Origin of the sequence: Bifidobacterium asteroides, from assembly GCF_030758775.1 — a bacterium.
Taxonomy (GTDB): domain Bacteria; phylum Actinomycetota; class Actinomycetes; order Actinomycetales; family Bifidobacteriaceae; genus Bombiscardovia; species Bombiscardovia kimbladii.
In genome coordinates, this window is the sequence record NZ_CP132384.1 from 494,436 (window position 1) to 520,621 (window position 26,186).

The window sequence follows — 26,186 nt, forward strand, 5'->3', positions numbered from 1 at the left end:
CGATATCTACAGCCGTAATGCAATCTACGCTGGTTGTCGACAATGAAGTTGGTCGCGGCGGAATCTGTTCTGGTTGGCCGCTCGAGTTGCATGGAAGGAAAGGGACCATGGCTGTTGCCTTGTTTGAAAATAGACCGCCTCGTGTGGCAGAGATGAAGGGTTTCGAACCCATGTATGACGCTACATTTCGAGAATGTCTGCAGCGGCCGTTCTACCTGTTTGCCCGGGGTCGGGGGAGATCGTGCCGCAAGGAGATATGGGTGTTCTTCATCGTTCTATCAATTGTAGAGCAGGGCCTGAGTAAGGTCTGCGGCGGGGGATCCTGGGCTCTCATCCCCCTGGTCTTCGACCTGATCATGGTGGTGCCAGAGTATGCTCTGGAGGTGCGGCGTCTTCATGATTTATTGCTGTCGGGATGGCTGACTTTGATACCGTACGGTCTTATGGTTATAGCCACGATTGGTCTGGTGAAATCTCGAATGTTGACCATAGGTGGCGGTCCTTTGCTCTTGGCTGTCATCCCGCTGCTTGTGGCGATAGTGATTCAGCTGGTCATCATGTGCACGCCTTCCCGTCATCGCCGTCTGTCTTTTGACAACGGGGTAATCGACAACGGAGTAATCGACAACGGGACAATAGGGGCGGGAGTGAACCAGTCGGGTACTACCCGACCTTGACTGACTAGCCTGCACGGGTGGATTTATATAAGGAGACTGGGATGACTGATACTGCTGCGGATGTGGGAGGACAAGGAACCGCTGGGACGAGTGTGGATGAGCAATTATTGCAAGGCCTTCCAACTCCCATTGCCCGCATAATACGACTGCTCGCTCAGCGGGGGATACCCTCGTACGTCAATGCCAGCGGCGGTCCTGTACTGGTGCCGCTGGTCGATTGCGGCATTACTTTTGTAATGAGCAAAAGTCTGGATTCCATTGGTTTCACAAGTCTGTGGAGCCGGGGATTCAGCTCCGCCAGGTATCGGGATGCGGTGAATGTCTGTACTGAATGGAACCGATCAGTTGGATATCTCAAGGCCTATGCCACCGAACCTTCCTTAGAGCAGAACCAGGCCGTCAGGATAGCGGGAGTCGGGCAGATTATGCGCGACGAGCGGGATGAGGTACTGGGACAGCGTCTCGATGATTCCATCTATCTGATACAGAATCTTTATGCTTGGGTGAATGAGCAGTGCCCGGATCCCATACGCATACCGAATGCGCCATACGGAAGAGGGGCATGAACAAATGGAACAGCCGATGAAATCCGTCGTTGACGGGAAGAGAATACAGCAGTGGTTGGATGCCCAAGGATACCGTGTCGAATATCATGAGCAGGCCTGGATCGGTTTATGGGGGAATATCGCGCTCGATTTCAGTGTCCGTGGCGAGCATGATAAGTATCTGGTGGTTCATGGGACTGAGCAGGGCAGTCATCCGAATGGCCAGCATGATTTGCTTGAGGATGTCTGCAATGCCTGGAACCGGTACTATGAGGGGCCGGGTGCCTATTTGCAGAGTTCCGAGAACGGCTTGATCTTCCACACGTTGTTCGTGGTGAACTGCCAGGGCGGTATGGATGATGACCAGTTCGATCGCCTGATGAAGTATGCCATGGCGGGTTCGGAAGGTTTCCTTGGCTTTGCCCGGGAGCAGCTGTCGAGGATGAGGATGGCCTAGGACGAAGTGCAGAGTCAGACGTGACCGTGCTTCCGGGAAGGTATACGGAAGATGTCGGTGTCTGATGTCCTTGGGGTCCTGCTTTCGCAGGTGTGGGGCGAACTCCGGCGATGCGGGATGGGAAGAGGCCTGCATGAACGGCACTGATGCAGGACCGGAATCGACGCTCTGGCGGGTCGAGTGCCGGATTTGGGGCTTTGAGCAGGAGAGTGGTGTGTGATGGCTGATGGTGTTTCCGGTTCCTTGCGGCTTCCTGCGGGGAGGTCCTGGCTGCAGAGCGCGTCTTCGGTCATGTCGCGGGTGGCAGGGTGCGCACGTCATGCGCCCGTGGGGGAGCGTGCCTTTTCCCGTGCCGGTGTGGTGCGCAAGCTGGCGGTGTACGGGGCGGCCTTTCTGGCGGGGTTTGTGCCGGGCTGGGCCTTCCTGTACGACCAGGAGGAGCAGTGGGTGCGCGGCCGTTGCATCCAGTTTCTTCTGGTGGGCCTGTTTTCGGGTTTTGCGATGTGGTGGTTTCTGAGCCGGTTCGAGAGCCGTGGGGGGCGTCCGGGGTTCTGGTGCCTGGCGCTGACGATGCCGATGATGCCCTGCTGGGGGGGTTGTGTTCGGTGCGATGACCGGCGCGAATCCGGGGGTGATGCGTTGGGTGTTCGTGTCGGTGGCTGTGCTGGTGGTTGCCGGGGTGACTTGGCTGCGGTTTGTGTCGGATCTGGTGCGTGTCCGTGTGGCGGCGTGGGCGGCTTCGGCTGCTTCGTGTGTGCTGCCGTCGTGGTTGGTGTGTCTGTTGTTCGGAGGTTCCCCCCTGTCGTGCCTGCCCTGGTGCGTGGCGGTGGGCGCAACCGGAGCCTTGTGGTTTCTGCAGGACCTGTGGGCTATCGATTATTGCGCGGGCGACAATCGTGACGCCTCCTTCGAGTGGCTGGCGGCCTGGGCGCTGATCTTCGACCTGATGACCCTGGTGGCCGCCCTGGCACGCGGCGGCACCGCTGCACAAGGGCAATGAGCTTGCCCCGGGGGGATGCTGCTCTCTGCCCGGCTGAGTAGTGCCAGGTGATGGATAGACGCGGATCGAACGCGCAGCGTGGGAGGCGGCAGGGTGGCCGGGCTTGCCCTGCCTTCTGGCTTATGCTACTGGGAAGCGCCTCTTTCCCCTTCTGTTGATTTGGGCAGGGACCGTGACTGACAGTGTGAGGGGGGAGGGGTGTCGCGAGGGTGATGAGTCCCCATCTGCAAGTAGCGTTGAAGTATGTCTGAGCTTCAAACCCATCTGTTGGACAAGGCCCCGTTTGGGCGGGTCGTGCCGGCCATGGTCACCCCTATGAACCATGACGGGTCCGTGGATTTTGAGGCCGCTGGCAAACTGGCCCGCAGACTTGTCGCTGATGGGGCGGATGGGTTGCTGGTCAACGGCACCACCGGCGAATCTCCGGCCACCCACATGGAAGAGAAAGTCGATTTGGTGCGAGCCGTAAAGGCTTCGGTGGACGTGCCGGTCATCTCGGGTGCGGGCTCCAATGACACGGCCCATACGGTTCGTATGGCCGAGATGACCCAGGAAGCCGGGGCGGATGCGCTCCTGGTGGTCATGCCTTACTATTCCAGACCCTCCCAGGATGGGGTGGTAGCGCATTTCAGGTCCGTCTGCCAGTCTGCGGATCGTCCCATTGTGCTCTACGATGTACCCGGCCGCACCGGGTTGCACGTGACTGTGGATACCTACCGTCGTCTTGCCGAATTGCCGCATGTCGAGGCGGTCAAGGATGCCACTGGTGATCTGGCCGCAGTTCCTATCAAGCGCAAGGAGACGGGGCTGATCTGGTATTCCGGTGATGACGGGCTGTACCTGCCCTTCCTGGCCTTGGGTGCCGTCGGCATCATATCGGTCATGGCCCATGTGGCCAGCGGCCCTATGCAGGATCTGGCGACTCGGTTCGATCAAGGCGACCTGAAAGGGGCGCAGAGGTTGTCGACCGCCTTGGCGCCGCTGGTTCAGGCTCTGAACGGCCAAGGGCAGCAGGCGGTAATGGCCAAGGCCGCTTTGAAAGTGGCCGGCGTCTTGGACAGTACGACGATGAGGCTCCCTAATCTCGGGCCTGGCAAGGACCAGCTGATCCAAGCCGAGAAAGGCATGAAGGCCGCAGGGCTGATGCGTTCCTGACAAGCAACCAAGCGTCGCCCCTGTATCAGACGGGGGTACAGATAATAGAAACACAAGTGAGAATGGCAAGAAAACAAGAAGAATCAAATACGACCGGCAAGAGTAGAAATCGTCGGTCCTCCTCCAAGAACGGCAAGCAGGGGTCAGGCAGGTCCCGGGGCGAATCCCGCAGCCGCCGCAACGGCGCCATCGCCCGCGGCAAGGGGACCCAGACCGAGCAGCATCTGGTGGCGCCCCCCAAGTACCGCAAGGGATCCATGCGCATCGTTCCCCTGGGTGGCCTAGGCGAGATCGGCCGGAACATGAATGTGATCGAGTACAACGGCCACATCCTGCTGATAGACTGCGGCGTGCTTTTCCCTGAGGAGGAGCAGCCGGGCGTGGACCTGATTCTGCCCGACTTCAGCTATATCAAGGACAAGCTGGATCAGGTGGACGCCCTGGTGCTGACCCACGGGCATGAGGACCATATCGGCGGCGTGCCCTACCTGCTCAAGCTGCGTCCGGACATCCCCCTGATCGGTTCCAAGCTCACCCTGGGATTCGTCGATGCCAAGTGCGAGGAGCACCATCTCAAGCCCACCGAGGTGGAGGTCAAGGGCCGCGACAAGCTCAAGGTGGGCCCCTTCAACTTGGAGTTCGTTGCGGTCACCCATTCCATTCCTGACGCCCTGGCCGTCTCGGTGCGCACTCCGGCGGGTCATATCATCGACACCGGCGACATGAAGATCGACCCGTTGCCTTTGGACCACAGGCTGACCGACCTGCGCGAGTTCGCCAAGCTGGGCGAGTCCGGCGTGGACCTGCTCATGGTCGATTCCACCAACGCCGAGGTCCCCGGCTTCGTCAAGCCCGAGATCTCCATCGCCCCCGCCCTGGACAAGGCCTTCGCCGAGGCGCAGCGCAAGATCATCGTGGCCTCCTTCTCCAGCCACGTCCACCGGGTGCAGCAGGTGGTCGACGCCGCCCACAAGTTCGGCCGCAAGGTGGTCTTCGCCGGCCGGTCCATGGTCCGCAACATGTCCATCGCCTCCGACCTGGGCTACCTGCACCTGCCCGAGGACACCGTGGTCGACCTCAAGGACGCCCACAGCATTCCCGATGAGAAGATCGTCTACATGTGCACCGGCTCCCAGGGCGAGCCCATGGCGGCTCTGGGCCGAATCGCCGACGGGACCCACCGCGACATCACCATCAATGAGTTCGACACGGTCATCCTGGCCAGTTCGCTGATCCCTGGCAACGAGCATGAGGTCTACAAGGTCATCAACAAGCTGGTGCGCCTGGGCGCCAAGGTGGTCAACCGCGACAACGCGGCCATCCACGTCTCCGGCCACTCCGACGAGGGCGAGCTCTTGCACTTCTACAACATCGTGCAGCCCAAGTGCGCCATGCCCATCCATGGCGAGAACCGGCACCTGGTGGCCAATGGACTGATTGCCGTCAAGACCGGCGTGGATCCGCAGAACGTGGTCCTGGCCGAGGACGGCGACGTGGTGGATCTCTACCATGGTCAGGCCGCTGTGGTCGGATCCGTGCCCTGCGGATACGTCTATGTGGACGGCGACTCCGTGGGCCAGCTGACCGACGACGAGCTGGAGCAGCGCCGGATTCTGGGCACCGAGGGCTTCGTCTCCGCCTTCGCTGTGGTCGACACCGAGACCAGCAAGGTCGTCTCCGGCCCCAAGCTCTACCTGAACGCCGTGGCCGAGGACGAGAGCGAGTTCAAGTCCATCAACGCCCAGATCGTCGATCAGCTTGAGGACGCCATGTCCAAGGGAACCACCGGCACCTACCAGCTCCAGCAGATGATGCGCCGCACCCTGGGCGGCTGGATCTCACGCAAGCTGCACCGCCGGCCCATGATCGTGCCCGTGGTGGCCGACATCGCCACAGACGTGCAGCCGCAGGACTGACGCCACTGCCTGCATACTGATACCGAAGGCTCCGGTCGCCCAAATGGACGGCCGGAGCCTTCAGTGTTATCAGTAAATAGGGAGCGTTTACATGCTCACGATGATCTTGACGTGGTTTTCCGCGTCCTCACGCAGCTGGCGGAACCCCTTGTCCACGATGTCCTCGACCTTGATCCGGTCGGTGATGAAGGTGGACAGGTCGATGTTCCGGTCATGGATGAGCTTGATGGCGTCAGGATGGTCGTTGGCGTATCCCATGGTACCGCGGATGAACTTCTCGCCGAAGCCCAGCTCTTTGGTCAGGTTCAGCGTAATGGGCTTGCCATGCAGGGCTACGACCATGAGCCCGCCAGTGGCCTTCAGGGCCTCCAAAAGCTGGTGGTCGACCGGCTCGGCTCCAGCTGCATCGAAGGCCAGATCGGCCCCGGCTTCGCCGGTCTCGCGGCGGACCCGCTCCGCCAGGTCCTCCTTGCTGGGATCGACCACAATGTCGGCCGAATGGGACTGCAAGGCCTTCTCCTTACGAGCCGAGGAGAGCTCCGACATGATCACCCGGACTCCCTTCGCCCGCAGGATGGTGCCGATGAGCAATCCCACTGGCCCGGCGCCGCCGACCACTGCGGTCTGTCCTTCTTGGGGATCCATGGCGCGGATGGCGTGATGGGCCACGGCGAAGGGCTCGATCATGGCAGCCTGGTCCAGGGGGATGTCGCCCACGGGGAAGACGTGCTCTGCCGGAACCACGATGTGCTCGCTGAGTCCGCCGCCGCCTCCGTTGATGCCGATGCCGGCCAGCTTGTCGCAGTCATTATAGTTGCCGGCCTTGCAGGCTGGGCATTCGCCGCAGGCGATTTCGGCCTCGACGACCACCGAGTCGCCCACCTTCATGTCAGTGTGCACGTCGTCGGCGATGGCCTCGACGGTACCCGAGATCTCATGGCCGAAAACCACCGGCAGGGTCTCGCCCGTCAGGGGATGTGGATGGTCGGGCGAATTGCCTCCGCCGTTGACTGCTCCGTCGTAGTACAGATGGACATCGGAACCGCAAATGCCAGTGAAGGCGGGGTGGATCTTGATGGTCCCGGGTTTGAGCTCAGGCTCGGGCACGTCCTCCAGACGCACATCTTCCTTGCCGTAGTACATCAACGCTTTCATATCGTATATCCTCTCTGATATGCGTGTAGATCCTGCACGGACGCAGTTGAATACCCAACATGACATCCTTGCTGGTGGGTGACGCTCCTTCGTTGGAGACCACCTGATTCCCATATTACCGCTGATATGCAGCCCCAGTAATGGGAGTTTCAGTAAGGATCTCGCCGCCCTGGTCGAAGTCGAAGTCGCCCAGCCAGTGTCCGAACCTGCTGGGCCCCTTGCCGCACCAGACCACACAGGCGCTGCGGTCGGCCTGACCGCTCAGCAGACGGTTGGCGGTTCCGGTCACCCTGTCGTTGCCCAGACGGTAGTCCAGGAACTTGCCGTCCCCGTAGTGACGGGCCACCCGCTGACGCTGCTCCTGGTCCAGCACCCGCCATGGGTCGGCGGCGCAGAAGACCCTGGCGGGCAGGTCCTGCTCCGCCGCCTGGATTAGGGCCAGGCCGCCGCCCAGGCTGTGCCCGGTAAAGAGGACTCCGCGTTCGGTTCCCGCCTTGCGTCGGGCCAGGTCAAGCGCCTGCTTGGCCAGGATGCCTGCCTGCTGTGTCTGTCCTGGTTCCCCGTTCAGCGGCGGCAGGAAGCAGGTCAGCGCGGCGTGGATGTCATGGCGGGGGTCGTCGCGCAGGTTGGTGCCTGCATAGACCACGATCAAATGGGTGTAGTCCGGACCGTTCTCCAGGCCCTGGGCGGCGATCATCCCTTCGAAGCCGTTTTCGGGGCAGTAGCGGGATCGCAGCACCCAGTAGCTGCCCAGGGCCGGATCCTCGAACCAGTGCAGGCCCGGCCGTGTCTTGGCATCCCCTCGGCCTATCCCGTAGGAATACTGGCAGAGCATGTTGAGCTGCTGTGTGGTAAACCCGGTCCGGACCTGCATGGCGTTCCCTTTCTGCCAGACTCGTGAGGCATCGACCATGACCAACCGCCTTTAGGCCCGACTATTCCCGTCCAGACTGCGCCGTGAGAAAAGAGGGAAACCGTCCCGCTGGCCCGTCGGCTGGTGACCGCATTAGACTTGACATGCCATATCCATACAGGACCTATGCCGATGCCGGTGGGGGCACCGACATCCATGCGCGAAAGGAAATTCATGCCCGGAGCCAATCTGACTCGTGTGGAAGCCGAAGAGCGAGCCGTCGTCGTATCCAATGTCAGCTACAAGGTCAATCTGGACCTGACCAAGGGGCCTGCCACCTTCCCCTCAACCGCCCTGATCGACTTTGATGCCCGGCCGGGGGAGTCCACCTTTGTGGATCTGATCGCCGACCAGGTCAGCCTGATCGAGCTCAACGGCCAGCGTCTGGACCCGGCCGTGGCCTTCCGGGACGACCGGATTGAGCTTAACGACCTGCGCGAGCACAACCAGCTGCGGGTGGAGGCTCTCTGCCGCTATTCGCGCACAGGCGAGGGTCTGCATCGCAGCGTGGACCCCTCGGATGGCAACGTCTACCTCTACTCCCAGTTCGAGGTGCCCGACGCCCGCCGGGTCTACGCGGTCTTCGACCAGCCGGACATCAAGGCCGTCTTCGACTTCACCGTGGACGCCCCGGCATCCTGGACGGTCCTGTCCAACATGCCTCCCGCCTCCCATCAGGACCTGGACAGCCGCACCGCCGAGGGAACCCTGGAGGGCGGCCGCACCGAGGGCGTGACCCGCTGGGTCTTCCAGACCACCCCGGTCATGAGCTCCTACCTGACCGCCTTCGCCGCCGGACCCTATGCCCAGTGGACCAGCGAGTATCAGAACGAGGATGGGCGGACCATCCCCATGGGCCTGTACTGCCGCCAGGCGCTGAAGGACTCCCTTGACGGGGATGCCGAGTACCTCTTCGATGTGACCAAGAAGGGCTTCGCCTTCTACGCCAAGACCTGGGACCTGCCCTTCCCCTGGGCCAAGTACGACCAGATCTTCGTGCCCGAATACAATGCGGGCGCCATGGAGAACATCGGCCTGGTCACCTTCCGCGACTCCTACGTCTTCGAGTCCAAGGCCACCGGCGCCCAGATCAACCGCCGCGTGGAGACCGTCCTGCACGAGCTGGCCCACATGTGGTTCGGCGACCTGGTGACCATGAAGTGGTGGAACGACCTGTGGCTGAACGAGTCCTTCGCCGAGTTCATGTCAACCCTGGCCACCGCCGAGGCCACCGAGTGGACCGACGACTGGGCCACCTTCTGCTCCGGCGAGAAGAGCTGGGCCCTGACCGAGGACCAGCTGCCTACCACCCACCCCGTGGTGGCCCCCATCCGCGACCTGCATGACACCGAGGTCAACTTCGACGGCATCACCTATGCCAAGGGCGGTTCCGTCTTGAAGCAGCTGGTTGCCTATGTGGGCCGTGAGCGCTTCTTCCAGGGCATCCACAACTATCTGACGGCTCATGCCCACGGCAACGCCACCCTGAAGGATCTGCTGACCGAGCTGGAGAAGACCAGCGGCCGCGACCTGGGCAACTGGTCCCGGCTCTGGCTTGAGGAGGCCGGCATCACCACGCTGACCAGCCAGGTGCAGACCGATGGGCAGGGGATCATCACCGCCATGCGGATCGATCAGACCGCTCCCGAGGAGCATCCGGTCCTGCGCCCGCATCGCCTGGCTGTGGGCTTCTATGACGAGGACCAGTCCGGCAAGGTGGTGCGTACAGACCGGTTCGAGCTGGATCTGGAGGGGCAGGGAGCCGAAGTGCCCCAGGCTGTGGGCAAGAAACGTCCGGCCCTGATCCTGATCAACGACGACGACCTTACCTATGCCAAGCTGCGCCTGGACCAGGACTCCTTGGAGTATGCCACGCAGAACCTATACAGGATCGAGGACCGCCTGGCCCGTGCCGTGGTCTGGCTCAGCTTGTGGGACATGACCCGGGATGCGCAGTTCCCTGCTGAGCGTTTCATCAGCCTGAGCCTGAAGGCCCTGGCCACCGAGCACCAGTCCACCACCTTCCGCTACGCCCTGTCTCAGATTTCCACGGCCGCCCACCACTTCACCGCCTCCCGTCGTCGTCAGCCCATGCTGCAGCTGGTGGCCGGCACCCTCTGGGATCTGGCCATGAAGGCCCAGCCCGGTTCGGACGAGCAGTTCCAGCTGGTCCGCGCCTACCTGGGTTACGGGGACGACGCCGACTTCGAGGATCACGCCCGCGGTCTGCTGAACGGCGACCTGAAGCTGGAGGGGCTGACCATCGACAACAACACCCGTTGGCTGATCATCCACGCCCTGTCCGCCCACGACCTGCTGGCTGACGGCGAGATCGACCGGGAGCTGGCGGCGAAAGACACCACGGAGAACCGCGAGTTCGCCATGGGCGCCCGGGCCGCCCGCCCGACGGCTGGGGCCAAGTCCTGGGCCTGGGATCAGGCCCTGCACAACGAGGATCTGACCAACTCGCAGATCGAGGCTCTGGCCGACGGCTTCTCCGGCTCGGGGGACCAGGAGCTCTTCGCACCCTACGTGGATCGCTTCTTCGCAGCCGTGGACGAGGTCTGGGCCCAGAAGACCTTCCACATCGCGGAGACCCTGCTCAACCCCCTGTCGGCAGGCGGGCTCTACCCGGCCAAGGCCGACCCGGCCGCCCTGGTCAAGGCGGGCGACGCCTGGCTGGCCGACCACGCCGAGGCCCCCAAGGCCCTGCGCGGGATGATCATCCAGAACACGGAGTCCTCCAGGCGCATCCTCAAGGTCCGCGAATACAACGAGCGTCTGCGCTGAGCGACCTGCCCGCCCCCGATCCGAGTGGCGACGGGTCAGGGGCGGGGCCATAATGAATCTGTCGCCTGTATGCAGAATGGTAGGTTCGGAGGAGAGCAATGCCCAGATTATTCGGTACCGATGGTGTACGCGGTTTAGCCAATAGAGACCTGACTGCACAGCTGGCCCTGGATCTGGGCGATGCAGCGGTCCGTGTCCTAGGTCGTGGCGCGGATCGGTCCGCTGGTCGCCGACGGGCCTTGATTGGCCGCGACACCCGGGTCTCCGGGGACTTTCTGGCCTCGGCCTTGGCTGCCGGCATGTCATCGGGCGGCTTCGACGTGATCGACGTTGGCATCATCCCTACTCCGGGCATCGCCTACCTGACCAGCGTGCTCAATGTGGAGATGGGGGCGGTCATCTCCGCCTCCCACAACCCCATGCCCGACAACGGCATCAAGTTCTTCGCCCGGGGCGGGTTCAAGCTCCAGGATTCCAAGGAGGACGACATCGAAGCGGTCCTGGGCCAGGACTGGGAGCGTCCGGTGGGCGAGGGCGTGGGCCGCGTCTCCCATGACACAGTGACCGCCACCAATATGTACATCGACCACCTTGTTGAAGCAGTTGCCCCTGTCGCCCCCGACAAGACCCAGACCAAGCCCTTGGACGGTCTGCGGATCGTGGCCGACTGCGCCAACGGAGCCACCTCGGTGGTCGCTCCCGAGGCCCTGCGCCGGGCCGGGGCGGACGTGGTGGTCATCAACGCCTCGCCCGACGGCTACAACATCAACAAGCACGCCGGATCCACCCACCCCGAGCAGCTGCAGGCCATGGTCCAGGCCTCGGATGCGGTCATGGGCGTGGCCTTCGACGGGGATGCCGACCGCTGTCTGGCCGTGGACGAAGAGGGTCACATGGTCAACGGCGATCAGATCATGGGCATCCTGGCCCGCGCCAAGCAGCGCGAGGGCAAGCTGGCCAACGACACCCTGGTGGTCACTGTCATGAGCAATCTGGGGCTCAAGCTGGCCCTGAAGCAGATGGGAATCGTCACCGTGCAGACGGCTGTGGGCGACCGCTACGTCCTGGAGGAGATGCTGCGCGGGGGCTACACCCTGGGCGGCGAGCAGTCCGGGCACGTCATCAACCGGGAGTTCGCCACCACCGGCGACGGGACCCTGACAGCCCTGACTTTGGCCAAGGAGGTCGTGCGCTCGGGCAAGAGCCTCAAGGAGCTGGCCGCTGACTTCCCCCAGCTGCCCCAGCAGCTGATCAACGTGTCCGGTGTGGACAAGAACGCGGCCCGTACCAACGCCAAGGTCCAGGATGCGGTCGAGGCGGAGGAGCGGATGCTGGGCAGCACCGGCCGGGTCCTGCTGCGGCCATCGGGCACCGAACCCCTGGTCAGGGTCATGGTCGAGGCGGCCACCCAGGAGCAGGCCGACCAGGTCTGCCAGCGGCTGGCATCGGTCGTGGCCGACGAGCTGGCCATCTGAACCGAAGACCCAGGAAAGGCGGAATCATCCATGTTTGGCAGAAAGGCGGCCTTCGACGCCGATCTCAACCACCGGGTGGAATCCATGCTGGCCAAGGCCGGCAAAGAAGAGCTCTTGCCCATCGTGCAGATGGGCGAGCCCGTCCTGCGCCAGCAGGCCCAGCCCTACCAGGGTCAGCTGGCAGCCAAGACGCTGAACAGGCTGCTCAAGGCCATGCGCACCACCATGCTTGAGGCGCCGGGAGTGGGGCTGGCAGCACCTCAGGTGGGCCTGGGCCTGGCCATCGCCGTCATAGAGGACCATGTCCGCGACGACGAAGATGATCCGCGCCAGATCCAAGAACTGCCCTTCAGAGTCATCATCAACCCCTCCTATGAACCTATCGGGCAGGAGGCTGCATCCTTCTACGAGGGGTGCCTGTCCCTGGAAGGATTCCAGGCGGTTCGGCGGCGCTGGCTGGACATCACGGCCAGCTGGGAGGACCGTTCCGGGCGCAAGCACCGCCAGCGCATGCACGGCTGGCCTGCCCGCATCTTCCAGCATGAGACCGACCATCTATCGGGTGAGGTCTACATCGACAAGGCCGAGATTCGCAGCCTGTCCTCCGACGACAACCTGAGCGAGTACTGGGCCTACGACCCGGTCCCCACCGAGGCGGCGCGGGAGCTGGGCTTCACCATCTGAATCCCAGGAACCATCTAAATTTTCTTGACCCTCTGATCCAGAGCTATATCCTCAGTCAGTTCCGGTCCATCACCCTTCAGGGGCGCCACCGGGTGCATGGTCAGTGTCCCAGAGGCATGACGGCCAGGCTCCACAGCCTTGGGCAGGATTTCCTTGCCCTCCATGCCTGGATCCAGCCAGGAGTCCAGGTTTTCATCAGTGATCAGCAGAGGCATCCGATCGTGCACCCGGGCGGCCTCCGGCGTGGCTTGTGTCGTCAGGATGGTGGCCGTCAGCAGCCAGGGCTGGCCAGGTCTGGCACGCCACCAGGAGTAGAGGCCGGCGATGCTCAGGGTGTGGCCGTCGGGAGCCTGGAAGTAGTAGGGATGGTGGTCAGGTGTCCACTCGTAGTAGCCGCTGGCCGGAATGATGGCCCTCTGACTCCTGGCTGAGTCCGCGTAGGTCCGCTTGGTCAGGGCGCTCTCCACTCGGGCGTTGTGGGTGGGGTAGGCCATCTGATCGCTGTCCGACCAGGAGGGGACCAGATTCCAGCGGGCCGTATGCAGGTGCCGCTGTCCATGTCGGTCCTGGGCCACCAGGGCGATGGCCGATCCGGGACTGATGTTCCATGAGGGCTTGGGCAGTCCCGGAGCCTGCCGGGCACCATAGTGCTCGGCCAGGCTGGAGTAGTCTAGGTCAGCCGCGAATCGTCCACACATGGTCCTCATTCTATGGGGGCTTGGAGCCAGCGTCGAGGAAACGCCGGAGGGCCTCTGCTAGGAAAGTTTGTATGGTAGTTGAGGCCTTTCCCTGCTACCATAGAAAGTGGTCTGCAACAATGGCGTGTGCATTGAAGACCACCGTGGCTGCAGTACAGTATTTAACGATATACATTTGTCCTGTCGGGTGGAACCGGCAGGAACATGGTTATTAGGAGATGGCTTATGCCTCAGAAGATCAAGGCGTCGATTGCTTACGGCATCGGCAAGGGATTCGCCCAGCCCGAGGAGATTATCATTGATGACCCCATCGGCGCGGAGGTCCTGGTGGACGTGCAGGCCTCGGGTCTGTGCCATTCGGATCTGCATCTGGTCGAGGATGACGACAAGTTCTTCCCATTCCCGGCTGTGATCGGCCATGAGATCTCGGGCATCGTCGAGGCTGTGGGCCCCGAGGTGTCCGGCATCAAGGTTGGCGACCACGTGGTGGCCTCCTTGGAGCAGGTCTGCGGACACTGCGCCAACTGCCTCAAGGGCCAGCCTCAGTCCTGCACCCAGCAGCAGGAGTGTGTGCGTGGCGCGGGTGAGAAGCCCCGTCTGTCCTTCCCCGACGGCCGGCCCATCACCCAGGCTTTCGGCGTCGGCGGCTTCGCCGAGAAGGCACTGGTCCACGAGAACCAGCTGGCCGTGGTCAACAACCAGGTCAAGTGGGATGAGGCAGCCTGCATCGGCTGCGCCACCATCACCGGAGCAGGAGCAGCCATCAACACCGCCCATGTGCGCCCCGGCGATACCGTGGCCGTGATCGGCACCGGCGGCATCGGTCTGAACATCATCTCGGGAGCCCGGATTTGCGGCGCCAAGCGGATCATCGCCATCGACCTGCTGGACAACAAGCTGGAGTTCGCCCGTAAGTTCGGCGCCACCGACGTCATCAACTCCAAGAACGAGGATCCCGTGGCCAAGGTGCGTGAGCTGACCAACGGCGGCGTGGACAAGGCCTTCGAGGCCATCGGTCTGCCCGTCACCATGAAGCAGGCCTGGGACATACTGGGGGTGGGCGGCACCGCTTACCCGATCGGACTGGCCAAGCCGGATGCCACAATCTCTCTGGAGATCAACCCGGCCGACCTGCTGGTTCATCAGCGCGGCTTCAAGGGTGTGTGGATGGGCTCCACCAACATCAAGCACGACATCCCCATGTATGCCGACTTCGCTGTGGACGGGCGGCTGAACATGCATGACATCGTCAGCCAGCACATCAAGCTGAGCCAGATCGACGAGGCCTACAAGCAGCTGGTCAACGGCGAGGTCATCCGTTCGGTCATCACCGAATTCGACTGATCCCTTCCAACTTAACGGCATGACTGCTGCAGGTTATGCCGAACAAATTACAGGGGCTCCGGGTGCGCAAGGCATCCGGAGCCCCTTTGTTGTTCTGCTGATCCGAGGGCTGGATCAGGCCAGGAGCCTGCCGATGTTCTCGGCCACTGCGGCGAGATTGTCGGCGGCCTTAGCCATGGCATCCTCAAGGCTGACGGCCCCGGGGCTGATGCTGAAGATGGCGTCGATGCCCAGCTTGTAGAGCTCTTCGGTCCCTGCTCTCACGCTGCCCGCCAAGGCGATGACCTTGCAGCTGGGGGAGGACTCCTTGACGGCCTGGGCTGTGCCCATGGGGGTTTTGCCGAAACCGGTCTGGAAGTCGATGCCGCCCTCGCCGGTGAAGCAAAGGTCGGCGCCGCGGGCCAGCTCCTTAAGACGGGTGGTCTCCACGACGATGTTGATGCCCGAGGCCATGACGGCAGGAGTGAAGGCCAGGAATCCTGCACCCAGACCTCCGGCGGCCCCCGCGCCTGGTTTGGTTTCCACCTCCCGGTGCAGGTCCTTGCGAATGACGGCTGCATAGTGAGCCAAGGCCGCATCCAGCGTGGCGATCATGGACGGGTCTGCTCCCTTTTGCGGGCCGAAGACGGCCGAGGCTCCTTCGGGGCCGGTCAGGGGATTGGTTACGTCTGAGGCCAGACGAATTCGGGTGCGGGCCAGTCTGGGATCCAGTCCGGAGATGTCAATCCGATCCAGCCGGGCCAGTGCTGCTCCTCCCCGGGGCAGCTCACGTCCCTCGGCATCCAGGAGCCGGGCACCCAGGGCCTGGGCCATGCCGGCGCCGCCGTCGTTAGTGGCCGAGCCGCCCAGACCGACGATGATCTCCTGTGCGCCCTGGTTCAGGGCCTTGCTGATCAACTCGCCTGTACCGTAGGTGGTGGTGACCATCGGGTCGCGGGTCTGTTCGTTGACGAACTGGATGCCGCTGGCCGCAGCCATCTCGATGGCGGCCGTATGTCCGTCGCCCAGGATGCCGTAACTGGCGGTGACGGTCTGGCCTAGGGGTCCGGTGACCTGGGTCTGGATCATATGGCCTCCGGTGGCATCGACCAGGGACTGGACCGTCCCCTCGCCGCCGTCGGCCATGGGCACAAGGACCATTTCGGCCTTGAGGGGGCTGCGTCTCAACCCACGTTCGATGGCCTTTGCAGCCTCCTTGGCGGTCAGGCTGCCCTTGAAGGAGTCGGGTGCGATGATGATTTTCATGAGTGTGACCTTTCCTGACTCGTCGCTTCGGAAGACCAGATAGACCAGCATGGCCACCAGAGTCATAGTAAGGCCTACCCGCAATTCAAAGGAGGCCGCCCCCACCGTGCTCGCCCAGGTCAGGTTCATGGACTTGGTGAGGGAGCTGCTGCCCAGGATGACACTTGTGGAAGTGGCGGCGACCATGAGGATGCCGGCGATGGGTGACAGCATGGGTTCGGGCACGACCATGGAGCAGATGAGGTTTACGATCCGCTTGGGCAGGTCTGGACTAGGTCAGACTAGGCCTGGCTCGGCCCTGCAGCTTTCGCTGCCTGGTTATCGGCGGAAAGCTGCTTCAGCTCGGCGCGGACCTTCTGGAGCTTGGCGAAGGCTGTGTTGCGGTCCTGGGTGGTTTTGGCCCGGCTATGGTCTCCTGTCAGCTTGGCCTCCTGGGCCTTGAGCAGTTCGATGCGCTCGCGGACGGCGAGTCGGCTGTCCAGATCTCTGCCGTCAGTCTGGTCCAGGGTCACCTGGGCGCACAGGCTGTCCCAGAGCTGGTCCATATCGTCGCCGACCAGGGTCAGACTGGTCTGATCGACAGGACGGGGCCTGCCCAGGTGGAGCGTGTGCCTGGTCTCATGACCGGCTTTAGTGGGCAGGGCTCGGCGGACGGCCGGTGTGCAGACGAGACCCTCTTCACCCTGGTGAATGGTGATAAAGACCATGCCTGAGGAGCGCATGGCAGCGATGTGTTCCAGCACATCCTCCGGCACATCGGGGGTCTTCAACCCGATGGCCATGACCAGCACCTCATGGCAGTGCGCGCCATCCGTTACAGGGATGGTCCCGGGCCGCAGCAGGGCCAGCATGACGATCTTGTCGACGCTTGTGGAGAAGTGCTGACGCAGCCGTGAAGAGACGGGCGGTCGCGTGGTAAAAGCTCTTATGGGCAGGTCGCCCTTGGCTGCTGGAATGGCGGTGGTGGGCGGCAGGCCCAGGGAGCGCGCGGATACGCCTTCGTAAGTTGCGATTGTCATCCTTGGCCTTTCTGTCGCTGTTGCCGTTATTCTACCGGCAGGAGTGCGATCAGGGGCAGGAGTGTCCGTCTGCCGGCAATGTATATTGGCTGTAAACCCACAGGACCGGATGCGAGGAGCTGTGCGGGTTGGAGTGATGAGGACTGAACGATGAGCAACGATGCAGAGATGACGGTAACCGACGAGGAGCGCGAACTGCTAGAGGGCTGGACCGAGGTCGACGGCGACCTGGAGGGCTGCAGTCCGGATATGGTTCGGGCCGTTCTGGGCTCCCGGCTGACCTTCGGGCGCATGGATGCTCCCCGTTCCCGTCACTGGCAGGTGCCCGAGGGGGTGGACTGCTTCAACGACATCGCCTATGTGGACGACGGTTTGCGCGCCCACAAGCTGGATCTGTACCTGCCTCATGATGCCCTGCTGCGCAACGGCAGGGTGACCCCGGTCTACATCGATATCCACGGCGGCGGGTTCATGTACGGCTACAAGGAGCTCAACCGGAACTTCTGCACCCACCTGGCCCAACGTGGCTTCGCGGTCTTCTCCGTCAACTACCGGCTGATCCCCAGCACGGACTTCATGGGCCAGCTGGGCGACGTGCTGACGGCCCTGACCTGGATAAAGCACCATCTGGACGAGTATCCTGTCTCGCCCGACCGGATCTTTCTGACGGGAGACTCGGCCGGAGGCACCCTGGCCCTTTATACGTTGGCCGTCGAGTCCGATGATCAATTCGCGCAAAGGCTGGGGCTGAAGCCTGCCGGTCTGCGGCCCCGTGGCGCTGCCTTGGTTTCAGGCCTGCTCGATCTGACTCCTTACTTATCGGTGAATCCGGAAGACTTCCATCCGACTGGTTCACCCACCGATGCCTTGACCATGGTTGCTCCATCCTTCTTCAGAAGCTTCGCGCAGGCTGGGGGCGATCAGGTGGCAGACCTGACGACGATGGTCGACATGGTTCACCTGCCGCCGGTATTCCTGAACACCAGCGCCGACGACTTCCTGCAGGGCGACGCGCTCAAGATGGCCGAGATCCTGTGCAGGAAGGGCCGCGACTTCGAGCTGCACGACCTGAGGCCCAACCGTCTGCAGACCCTGGGACACGTCTATCCGGTGGCCATGACCTGGCTGGAGGAGAGCCGGCAGGCCCTGGACCAGATCCACGATTTCTCCTACGACCTGATTTGAGCCTCTGTGCGCGCCCGGTTCATCCGGTCGCTGGCTATGATGGGAGGAGAAAGGTGGGCATCGATGGCGCAAGGCCCCCGGTGTCTGCACCGCCGCTTACAGAGGAGTGATTCATGGACGAGAAGACCTTGGTAGAGAAGCTAGGCAACCTGGAGACCATCGACCAGCTGGTTGATCTGTCCAAGGAGATCGGCCAGCCCCTGTCATATAACGACGCGGACCAGCTCTTCGGCAGGATCAACCAGTGCAAGAATGACGTCGCACAGCTGGGCGGCGACACCATCGCCAAGCTGGCCAAGAAGGTCTTCAACATCTGAGGCATCAGAATCTGAGGCATCAGATTTCATAAGGGCGGGCCGTTGTCCGGTTCCGCCCTCTTTTCATGCCCGGTTTCATGCCCGGGCCCGAGCCTCCTGCTCGATCTGGGCCAGGCTCTTGCCACGGGTCTCGGGCACCATGATCCAGGCGAAAACCAGGGCGCACACATTGATCAGGGCGAAGAGCAGGTAGGTGCCGGTGCCGCCCAGCCGGGCCAGCAGGGTGGGGAAGACCAGGGAGAGCCCGAAGTTGGTCAGGTTCATGGCCACGTTGGCGTAGCCTATGCCGCGGCTCTTGATCTGCTGGGGGAAGATCTCGGACAGGAGCAGCCAGGTGACCGGGGCCACCAGGCCTTGGACGAAGATCACGTAGATCATCATCATGCCGATCATGATCCAGGCGGCCGTTCGTGACCCGCTGCCCGGGGCGCCGACGAACCGGTAGCAGACCCCGATAGCGGCCAGGAAGACGATGGTGCCTGCAAGTCCCACAGCCAGAATGACACGGCGGTCGAAGTGGTCGATCAGTCCCAGCCCTCCGATGGTGGCCGCTACGGCGGAGACCAGGATGACGGGGACGGTGGCCACCATGGACAGGGAGGGGTCGAAGCCCAGGGTGTCGGTGAAGATGGTCGGCGCGTAGTAGTTGACGATGTTCAGCCCGGTCAGCTGGTTGATCATGGCCACGCCGATGCCCACGATCAGCACCCGCCGGAGCCAGGGGGCCTTGAAGCTGGCGGTCTTCGCGCTCGCCGTCTGCGACAGCTCCTGCATGGTCACCCGGGCCTCTGCCTGGTCGCGGGTGGACTTGAGGAAGGCCGCTGCCTGGTCGGGTTGGCCACGGCGGATCAGGTGGGCCGGGCTGTCATGCAGGAAGCAGGCCAGCAGCGCCAGCAGGATGGCTGGCGGCACGAGGGCCCAGAGCATGGTCCGCCAGTCGGCACCCATCCGGTCCAGGATGGCGTTGACGCTGACTGCCAGCAGCTGCCAGACCACGATCATGACCGAGTTGACCGAAACCACCCGTCCGCGTTCCGCCGTGCCGACCATGTCGGCCAGGTAGATGGGCACGATGGTCGAGGTCATGCCGATGCCGGCTCCGATGATCAATCTGCCCAGTCCCAGCAGGGCCAGGCTGGGGGCCAGGGCGCTCAGCAGGGCTCCCGGGATGGCCAGCAGGGCCCCGGCCAGGATGATGTGCTTGGGGCCGAAGCGGTCGTTGAACTTGCCTGCCAGGTAGGATCCCAGCGCGGCGCCTATCAGCAGGGCCGAGGTGACCATGCCCTGTTCGCCGGCCGTCAGGTGTCCGCCCGAGCCGGAGCCCAGGTTCATGCCGATCAGCGCTCCGGAGATGACGGTCAATGTATAGCCGTAGAGGCCGCCTGCCAGTACGCCCAGGGCGGTCATCAGTTGCAGATTGCGCCGCCGTCCTTGGATTGCAGCCATGGGCTCCCCTTTCGCCGGATCATCCGGGCATAATTAGGGTAATCATAGGCTCCTGGGGGAGCGGTCCGTCGATCCGGCTCGCCATTATGGACCAGGGAATCGCCCGGAAAACCAGCTGCTGGATTCGCTATCTGGATTCGTCCTCCGGGCCCTGGTCGCGGGCTAGATGAACATTTGAGGATATTGTCCACGACTTGCGCATGTCATGGGCAGCGAAACTGCTCAATTTCGCATATGATAAACAAGCATTCACCACAAGGACATCGTGGATGCATACGGCCATGGTTCCATACAGCCATGGCAATGAAAGGAAACATTGTATGCGCAAGCTGATTCTGGATCTGGACACTGGTGTCGACGACACTCTGGCTATCTCCTATGCCTTGGGCAGCCCCGAAGTTGAGCTGATTGGCATAACCGGCACCTATGGCAACGTGCTGCTGGAGCAGGGCATCCGCAACGATCTGGCCATCACCGACCTGCTGGGCCACCCCGAGGTCAAGGTCTACCCGGGCCTGCCCCACGCCTCCAAGGCGGATTCCTTCGAGGTGCTGCCTGTCTCCGCCTTCATCCACGGAGAGAACGGCATCGGCGACGTGGCCATCCCCGACTCGGACCGCAAGGCGGAGACGCAGTCGGCCGTGGACTTTATCATCGATGCAGTCAACACCTATGGCAAGGATCTGGTCTACGTGCCTACCGGCCCCATGACCAACATCGCCGCCGCCCTGGCCAAGGAGCCTGACATCGCCCAGCGCATCGGCTCCATCGTGCTCATGGGCGGGGCCCTGACCGTGCCGGGCAATGTGGACGCCTGGCAGGAGGCCAACATCTCCCAGGATCCGGACGCGGCCGACGTGCTCTTCCGCTCCGGCGCGCCCGTGACCATGGTCGGCCTGGACGTGACCCTGCAGACCCTGCTGACCTACAAGGAGACCGCCCGCTGGCGTGAGCTGGGCACCGCGGCAGGCAACTTCCTGGCTGACATGACCGATTTCTACATCAAAGCCTATGAGACCACCTCGCCCCACCTGGGCGGTTGCGGCCTGCACGATCCGCTGGCCGTGGGCGTGGCCGTGGATCCGACCCTGGTCACCACCCTGCCCATGAACATGAAGGTGGAGACCGAAGGCGCCACTCGCGGGCGCACCATCGGCGACGAGCAGCGGCTCAACGACCCGAACAAGACCATGCGCGTGGCCGTCGGCGTGGACGTGCCCCGCTTCCTGGACGAGTTCATGACCCGCATCACCAAGCTGGCCTCCCAGGCCGACTGAGGTCCGCCATCCCCGGCAAGTCCACGCAAGAGAAAGAGAATTGACGACATCATGTCCGAAAAGCAATCCACCGAGGATTCGACAGCCGTACGATCGCTGATCCTGCTGCTGATCACCTTCGTTCTGGGAACCCTGTGCCTGCAGGGCTTCAACCTGGTCTTCCAGCAGGTCGGCAAGGACGCCGGCGCTCCGGACCAGGCCTCGCTGATCACGGCCCTGCCCAGCATCGTCCTGGGCATCGTCTGCTTCATCTACGGGTCCCTGGGCGACTTCGTATCCCTGCGCAAGCTGGTCACCTTCGGCCTGTGCATACTGTTCGTCGGGTCCGTGTACGGATACGTGGCCAACACGATCATGGCCCCCAACATCTGGAATGTGATCGCGGCCCGGCTGCTGCAGACTGCCGGCGAGCAGGTGGCTGGCTCGGCCTACCTGGTCGTGGCCACCAAGTACCTCAAGCCCTCCCTGAAGGTGATCTTCTTCGGCATCTTCACGGCCGGATACCAGGTGTCTGCAGCCATCGGCATCTTCGCTGCCGGTCTGCTCAGCTCCATAGCCTGGCAGTACCTCTTCCTGATTCCCGCGGTCACCATCATCTTTCTACCCATCCTGCTCAAGAGCCTGCCCACCGGCGGCGGCAACGGCGAGAAGGTGGACTGGCTGGGCTTCGTCATCTTCGGACTGGCCACGGCCCTGCTGACCCTCTTCTTCTCTTACACGGCATGGTGGCTGCTGGCGGCCTCCGCTGTCTGCTACCTGATCTTCGCCGTATACATCAGCCGGGCCCGGAGCCCCTTCATCACCCCGGACTTCTTCCGCAACAAGCGCTGGCTGATGGGCATCGGGCTTATCCTGATCTTCTACTTCATGAACTACTGCATGTCGCCCATCTTCAACGCCATCGGGCGTGACGTCTACAAGGTGTCGACCACCACGGTCTCCCTGCATGTGGTCTGGGCCTTCCTGGTGGCGGCCGTGCTGGGCACCACCTCGGGCGCCATTGTGGACAGGATCGGCCGCAAGCCCGCCATCATTATCGCCGCCTGCCTGATGATCCTGGGCTTCGCAGGGACGGCCCTGGTGGTCAACTCCGGCCTGCTGGCCCTGACGCTGACTGCCTGCGTCTACTATGCCGGCGTCGGCCTGATGTATTCGCCCATCGTCTCCACCGTGCTTGACACCCTGCCCCAGGACCAGTCGGGCCGCGGCGTGGGCATGAACGATCTGGTCATGAACGTGACCGGCTCCATCGGTATCGCCATCATCGGCGGTCTGATGGGCAAGCCCAGCCTGGAGGGTTTCAGCATCATGGGCGCTACCGGTCCTGCCGCCAACTACAGCAACCTGCTGCTGATCGGGGCTGCCGTGTCCCTGCTGGGTCTGGTCGTGTATTTGGCCTGCAAGAAGACCATCTACGCCACGACTACTGACCAGCAGTAGAACAGTTGCAGTCGACCGTCCGGGCGCGGAGAGGAGCTGCTTCCTCTGTTGCGCTTGGGCGGTCGACTGATATGTGTGGTGGGGGCGCGGGAGGGAAGTGTCGGCTCTCTTGGGGTTTGAGCCTTCAGTGGCACGTTTCCTCCCTGCTCCCCCTGTATGGGCCGGGGGCGGGGGGATTGATTCACCGCCCGGCCGCTCTTACTCGTGCGAAGCGTGAAGCAGCTGGTGTTGTTCTCTCCGGTGGCGGCAGGATGCCAGGACTCCGCTTATGCCGGTCATGCCGGTGGCCAGGGCGAGCAGGATGCCTTCCCCGCCTGCCTGGGGGAGCACGCCTGCTGGCAGGTACGTGTAGGTCAGCGATTTGTCGGTCATGGTACGTCCCGCGCCGCCCATCGTGTAGTCCACGCTGACCTTGACTAGGCCCGGCAGGTGTGCAGGCGTGAGCACGGTGATGCTGCTGCCATCGCCGCGTTTCAGGTTCGTGCCGGGATTGGTGTCGAACCTGGCCTTCATGATCACAGGTTGCAGGTTGAATGATACCGGTACAGGAGTCAAACTCGTTCCCGAATTGCTGCTACCGAGCTCACCAGAGTCATTCCATCCCCATGCCAAGGCGTTCCCACTCGTGTCGATTGCCAGCGAATGGACATCTCCTGCACTTACTAGTGAAACGTCTAGCCAAGGGCCGGCCGAGTTAGTAGATCGCGCAGAAGCAAATACTTTTACTGGGGAAAGCTGATCCATTGTGGTGTTGATGCCGAGCTCACCCCAGGTGTTGAATCCCCATGCCCAAGCGTTTCCTTTCTTGTCGATGGCCAACGAATGCCAGCGTCCTGCGCTTATCTGGACAGCCTTTACTGTGCCCCCGTTGGTAGGGTATTGCACCTTTTGCGGGACAGGGTTTGCAACGTTATAGCTGGTGCTGGTTCCGTTGCCGAGCTGACCACTGTTGTTTTGCCCCCATGCCCAGGTGTTCCCATCTTCGTCGATGGCCAGAGCATACCAGCCTCCTGCACTTACTTGAGTGGCTTTAAGCCAAGGATCTGCCGCAGATTTGGATTGGGTAGAGGAGGGCACGCGGTTGGGGATGGTCGAATAGCCACTAGTAGTTCCGTTGCCGAGCTGGCCGAGGTTATTATAGCCCCAAGCGTATACGTACCCGTCCTGGCCGATGGACAGGTCAAAGGACCAGCTGGTGCTGATCTGTAAGGCATGGAATGCGCCGCTGGCATCTGAGGGGTCCCTGACCTTGGTGGGGACGATCTGAGGGCTTGAGGAGCTATTATCGTTATTGGTCATGCTACCCCAGGTGTATACGCTCCCATCGGTGCCCAGAGCCATGGAGTTCCGTGCGCCGGCAGAGACCTGGATTGCTTTGAGGCCTTCGCCGGAGTTGTCTGGGCCATGCACGCGCACGGGTGTAGATGAATCTGATTTGGTTCCGTTGCCGAGCTGCCCGTGGTCGTTGAGTCCCCAGGCGTAAACGTATCCGTCGCTACCCAAGGCCAGCGAATGCGGGCCTCCGGCGCTGACCTGTACATAGGTGAAATCCGCCGGCCGGTCCGGATACGTCTTAAGATCAGGCTTTTTCACTACGACCGGCGCAGTCCGGGTGTTGCCGGTTGTCCCATCGCCGAGCTGACCATAATAGTTGTCTCCCCAAGAATATGAATTCCCGTCACTGCCAACAGATAACGAAGAGCCGTTGTCTCTTGAACTACTGACTTGATTTAATTTGATGCCGCGACTAGTAGCTGGCGGGGTGATAGTGGTCATCTCATTGCCGAGTTGGCTGCCTTTGTTGGGGCTGATGGTCCACGCTGTGCTGGGGTTTTTGCTCGTCCAGTGTGCGGTGAGGTTGAGATCTTTGGTGACGGGTTTGCTGAAGTCGTAGGCGATGTTGCCGGTGAACCATCCGTCGAACTGGTAGCCGTTGCGTGTTGGGTCGGGGGAGGGCCGTCGGACCCTGCCGTATGGGTAGGAGACTTTCTGGTTTTCTGGTGTGGGGGTTCCGCCGTCTATGTTGAACGTGACCGTGTAGGGGGCGCCTGGCTCCATGTTTCTGGCCAGCGTCTGGTTGACCGTGTATTTGAGGTTTCTGGTGAAGCGTTGGCCGTTCTGCTTGCCGGTGATAGTGATGGCGGCTTGTCCTGGTTTGCTGGCGGGTGTTTGCGTCTGCCATGCGCCGGCGGTCTTGCTGAGCGTCAATGTCTGGCCGTCCAGGCTGGCTGATTTCAGGGTGGGCGTCTGTTTGGTGTCGAATCTTGCTGGCCTGCCGGGATTGCCTTGAGCGTCCAGGCTCCACGCAAGTATGCTACCCTGTCTGTCGATCGTGGTGATCCTGCTGCCGACGCTGACGGCTTGTATGTACTGTTTGTTCCCGTTGTCTGCGCGCATGGGCGTTTCGCCGGGTTTCCACGCCCAAACGCGTCCCTCTGTGTCCGTGATCAGCGCCTGGTCATTGTTTGCGATGACTCGGCTGGTTTTCGCGCCGTCCGGCAGGCTGAGAGCGGTAGGGCCGGTAGTGCTGTCGGCTAGGTGATGGGCCTGCCCTTCTGTGTCAAGGAGGAGAAATTCTGTGCTGAGAGCTTCGGCTTGGATGATGCGCATGCCAGGGTTTTGTCTGACGCGCGTGGGTTTGGCCTTTCCGATGTTGTTCGCGTCCCAAGTCCAGGCTTGTCCGTCCGCGTCCACGATGAGGATCTGGCTTGCGGAGGAGACGGCGGTGACGGCCTGTGCCTGTCCAGGCAGGCTTGCTGTAGCTTGTTCTCCGAGCTTTGGAGTTGGGTTCTGGGTGTCGGACTGGCTGGCTTGGAAGGTGTGAATCCCGCTCTTCTGATCTACGGCTAGAAGACGATCATTGTTCATGCTGATGCTGGTAAATTGGGCGTTCTGCCTGGTGTTGAGCATGGTGGGCGTGGCCTGTTGGCTGTCCCATGTGTAAATGTGCTGGTCGGATCCCAATGCGGCCTGCCATTGGCTGCCGGCTGCGGCCTGCAGGTAGTGGAACCCGTCGGATGCCTGCGCGGGGGAGTGAACCCGGTTGGGGGTGCCGTCTTGCGTCCATGTGTAGATGCGGCCGTCGCCGGTCAGGCCGATAAACCGGTCTCCTGCGGCTTGGATCTTGACGTAGTAGGGCTCCTGCCCATTGGGCGGGCTGATGATCAGACGAGCGCCGGTGGCGGGCCCGTGGTCCGGGTTCAGCATCCAGTCCGTGGTCTTCGTCCATTGGGCTTTCAGGATCGTGTCATGGAGGATAGGAGTCTGGAAGTCGAAAGGCTGGCCGCCGTATGTCCATCCGTCGAACTGGAAGCCATCACGTTGGGGATTCTGTTGCGGGGGAGTGGGGAGAGTGCCGGTCTTCACGGTTGACTGCGTTGGCTTGCTTCCGTTATTCGGGTCGAAGCGCACTGTGTGCGAAGCCTGATTATTTGTTTTTTCGGCTGTT

Annotated in this window: 21 protein-coding genes; 14 read left to right on the plus strand and 7 right to left on the minus strand. The window is 62.4% G+C overall.

All coding sequences use genetic code 11. The features are described 5' to 3' along the window. Nucleotides 1–170: 170 nt before the first annotated feature. The 6 genes from RAM15_RS01810 (at nt 171) to RAM15_RS01835 (ending at nt 5,750) form a co-directional block, all read left to right on the plus strand. Nucleotides 171–677: a DUF805 domain-containing protein gene (locus RAM15_RS01810; RefSeq protein ID WP_306222220.1), complete on the plus strand. Its 507-nt coding sequence runs from the start codon at nt 171–173 to the stop codon at nt 675–677. 41 nt (nt 678–718) lie between these two features. Next, nucleotides 719–1,243 carry a hypothetical protein gene (locus tag RAM15_RS01815; protein WP_306221809.1) on the plus strand — a complete coding sequence of 175 codons (525 nt, stop codon included), beginning with the start codon at nt 719–721 and terminating at the stop codon, nt 1,241–1,243. A 4-nt stretch (nt 1,244–1,247) separates the two neighbouring features. Then, on the plus strand, nt 1,248–1,679 hold the full coding sequence (locus RAM15_RS01820) for a YbjN domain-containing protein (RefSeq protein WP_306221810.1): 432 nt from the start codon (nt 1,248–1,250) through the stop codon (nt 1,677–1,679). A 610-nt stretch (nt 1,680–2,289) separates the two neighbouring features. After that, a complete protein-coding gene (locus RAM15_RS01825; RefSeq protein ID WP_306221811.1) occupies nt 2,290–2,679 on the plus strand; it encodes a hypothetical protein in 390 nt (129 codons plus the stop codon). A 243-nt stretch (nt 2,680–2,922) separates the two neighbouring features. Beyond that, nucleotides 2,923–3,834, plus strand: coding sequence for a 4-hydroxy-tetrahydrodipicolinate synthase (gene dapA, locus RAM15_RS01830; protein ID WP_306221812.1), 912 nt, complete (start codon nt 2,923–2,925; stop codon nt 3,832–3,834). Nucleotides 3,835–3,896: 62 nt separating this feature from the next. Next, the gene (locus RAM15_RS01835; protein WP_306221813.1) at nt 3,897–5,750 is read left to right on the plus strand and encodes a ribonuclease J; all 1,854 of its coding nucleotides are present in this window, start codon (nt 3,897–3,899) and stop codon (nt 5,748–5,750) included. A gap of 87 nt (nt 5,751–5,837) precedes the next feature. Here the strand turns inward: RAM15_RS01835 and RAM15_RS01840 are convergent, their stop codons facing one another. Together RAM15_RS01840 and RAM15_RS01845 are read right to left on the minus strand one after the other, a co-directional pair. After that, on the minus strand, nt 5,838–6,905 hold the full coding sequence (locus RAM15_RS01840) for a 2,3-butanediol dehydrogenase (protein WP_306221814.1): 1,068 nt from the start codon (nt 6,903–6,905) through the stop codon (nt 5,838–5,840). Nucleotides 6,906–7,020: 115 nt separating this feature from the next. Next, nucleotides 7,021–7,818, minus strand: a complete 798-nt coding sequence (locus RAM15_RS01845) for a hypothetical protein (protein WP_306221815.1) — start codon at nt 7,816–7,818, stop codon at nt 7,021–7,023. A 174-nt stretch (nt 7,819–7,992) separates the two neighbouring features. Between RAM15_RS01845 and pepN the strand changes: the two genes are divergently transcribed. From pepN to RAM15_RS01860, 3 genes are all read left to right on the plus strand, one after another. Next, nucleotides 7,993–10,608 carry an aminopeptidase N gene (gene pepN / locus RAM15_RS01850; protein WP_306221816.1) on the plus strand — a complete coding sequence of 872 codons (2,616 nt, stop codon included), beginning with the start codon at nt 7,993–7,995 and terminating at the stop codon, nt 10,606–10,608. 98 nt (nt 10,609–10,706) lie between these two features. Then, nucleotides 10,707–12,083 (plus strand): phosphoglucosamine mutase, encoded by a 1,377-nt coding sequence (gene glmM, locus RAM15_RS01855; protein ID WP_306221817.1) that lies wholly within the window; start codon nt 10,707–10,709, stop codon nt 12,081–12,083. Between the two features lie 30 nt (nt 12,084–12,113). Next, the gene (locus tag RAM15_RS01860) at nt 12,114–12,767 is read left to right on the plus strand and encodes a peptide deformylase (protein WP_306221818.1); all 654 of its coding nucleotides are present in this window, start codon (nt 12,114–12,116) and stop codon (nt 12,765–12,767) included. A 14-nt stretch (nt 12,768–12,781) separates the two neighbouring features. Here the strand turns inward: RAM15_RS01860 and RAM15_RS01865 are convergent, their stop codons facing one another. Continuing rightward, complete coding sequence (locus RAM15_RS01865) at nt 12,782–13,465, minus strand: SOS response-associated peptidase (protein WP_306221819.1); 684 nt, start codon at nt 13,463–13,465, stop codon at nt 12,782–12,784. 225 nt (nt 13,466–13,690) lie between these two features. On the opposite strand from RAM15_RS01865, the gene RAM15_RS01870 reads away from it, so the two are divergent. Continuing rightward, nucleotides 13,691–14,809 carry a Zn-dependent alcohol dehydrogenase gene (locus RAM15_RS01870; protein WP_306221820.1) on the plus strand — a complete coding sequence of 373 codons (1,119 nt, stop codon included), beginning with the start codon at nt 13,691–13,693 and terminating at the stop codon, nt 14,807–14,809. 114 nt (nt 14,810–14,923) lie between these two features. Here the strand turns inward: RAM15_RS01870 and RAM15_RS01875 are convergent, their stop codons facing one another. Both RAM15_RS01875 and RAM15_RS01880 read right to left on the minus strand, forming a co-directional pair. Further along, on the minus strand, nt 14,924–16,054 hold the full coding sequence (locus tag RAM15_RS01875) for a glycerate kinase (RefSeq protein ID WP_306222221.1): 1,131 nt from the start codon (nt 16,052–16,054) through the stop codon (nt 14,924–14,926). Nucleotides 16,055–16,335: 281 nt separating this feature from the next. After that, a complete protein-coding gene (locus tag RAM15_RS01880) occupies nt 16,336–17,073 on the minus strand; it encodes a DUF4391 domain-containing protein (RefSeq protein WP_306221821.1) in 738 nt (245 codons plus the stop codon). Between the two features lie 150 nt (nt 17,074–17,223). Between RAM15_RS01880 and RAM15_RS01885 the strand changes: the two genes are divergently transcribed. Further along, a complete protein-coding gene (locus tag RAM15_RS01885) occupies nt 17,224–18,258 on the plus strand; it encodes an alpha/beta hydrolase (RefSeq protein ID WP_306221822.1) in 1,035 nt (344 codons plus the stop codon). A gap of 113 nt (nt 18,259–18,371) precedes the next feature. Then, nucleotides 18,372–18,575: a hypothetical protein gene (locus RAM15_RS01890; protein WP_121914473.1), complete on the plus strand. Its 204-nt coding sequence runs from the start codon at nt 18,372–18,374 to the stop codon at nt 18,573–18,575. A 75-nt stretch (nt 18,576–18,650) separates the two neighbouring features. Here RAM15_RS01890 and RAM15_RS01895 read toward each other — a convergent pair whose 3' ends face one another. After that, nucleotides 18,651–20,021, minus strand: coding sequence for a sugar porter family MFS transporter (locus RAM15_RS01895; RefSeq protein WP_306221823.1), 1,371 nt, complete (start codon nt 20,019–20,021; stop codon nt 18,651–18,653). A 320-nt stretch (nt 20,022–20,341) separates the two neighbouring features. Here RAM15_RS01895 and RAM15_RS01900 point away from each other — a divergent pair, with 320 nt between their 5' ends. Then, nucleotides 20,342–21,298 carry a nucleoside hydrolase gene (locus RAM15_RS01900; RefSeq protein ID WP_306221824.1) on the plus strand — a complete coding sequence of 319 codons (957 nt, stop codon included), beginning with the start codon at nt 20,342–20,344 and terminating at the stop codon, nt 21,296–21,298. Nucleotides 21,299–21,349: 51 nt separating this feature from the next. Further along, entirely contained in the window at nt 21,350–22,738 is a 1,389-nt protein-coding gene (locus RAM15_RS01905; RefSeq protein ID WP_306221825.1) for an MFS transporter, read from the plus strand. Nucleotides 22,739–22,936: 198 nt separating this feature from the next. Here the strand turns inward: RAM15_RS01905 and RAM15_RS01910 are convergent, their stop codons facing one another. Next, nucleotides 22,937–26,104, minus strand: coding sequence for an RCC1 domain-containing protein (locus tag RAM15_RS01910; protein ID WP_306221826.1), 3,168 nt, complete (start codon nt 26,102–26,104; stop codon nt 22,937–22,939). Between the last annotated feature and the right edge of the window lie 82 nt (nt 26,105–26,186).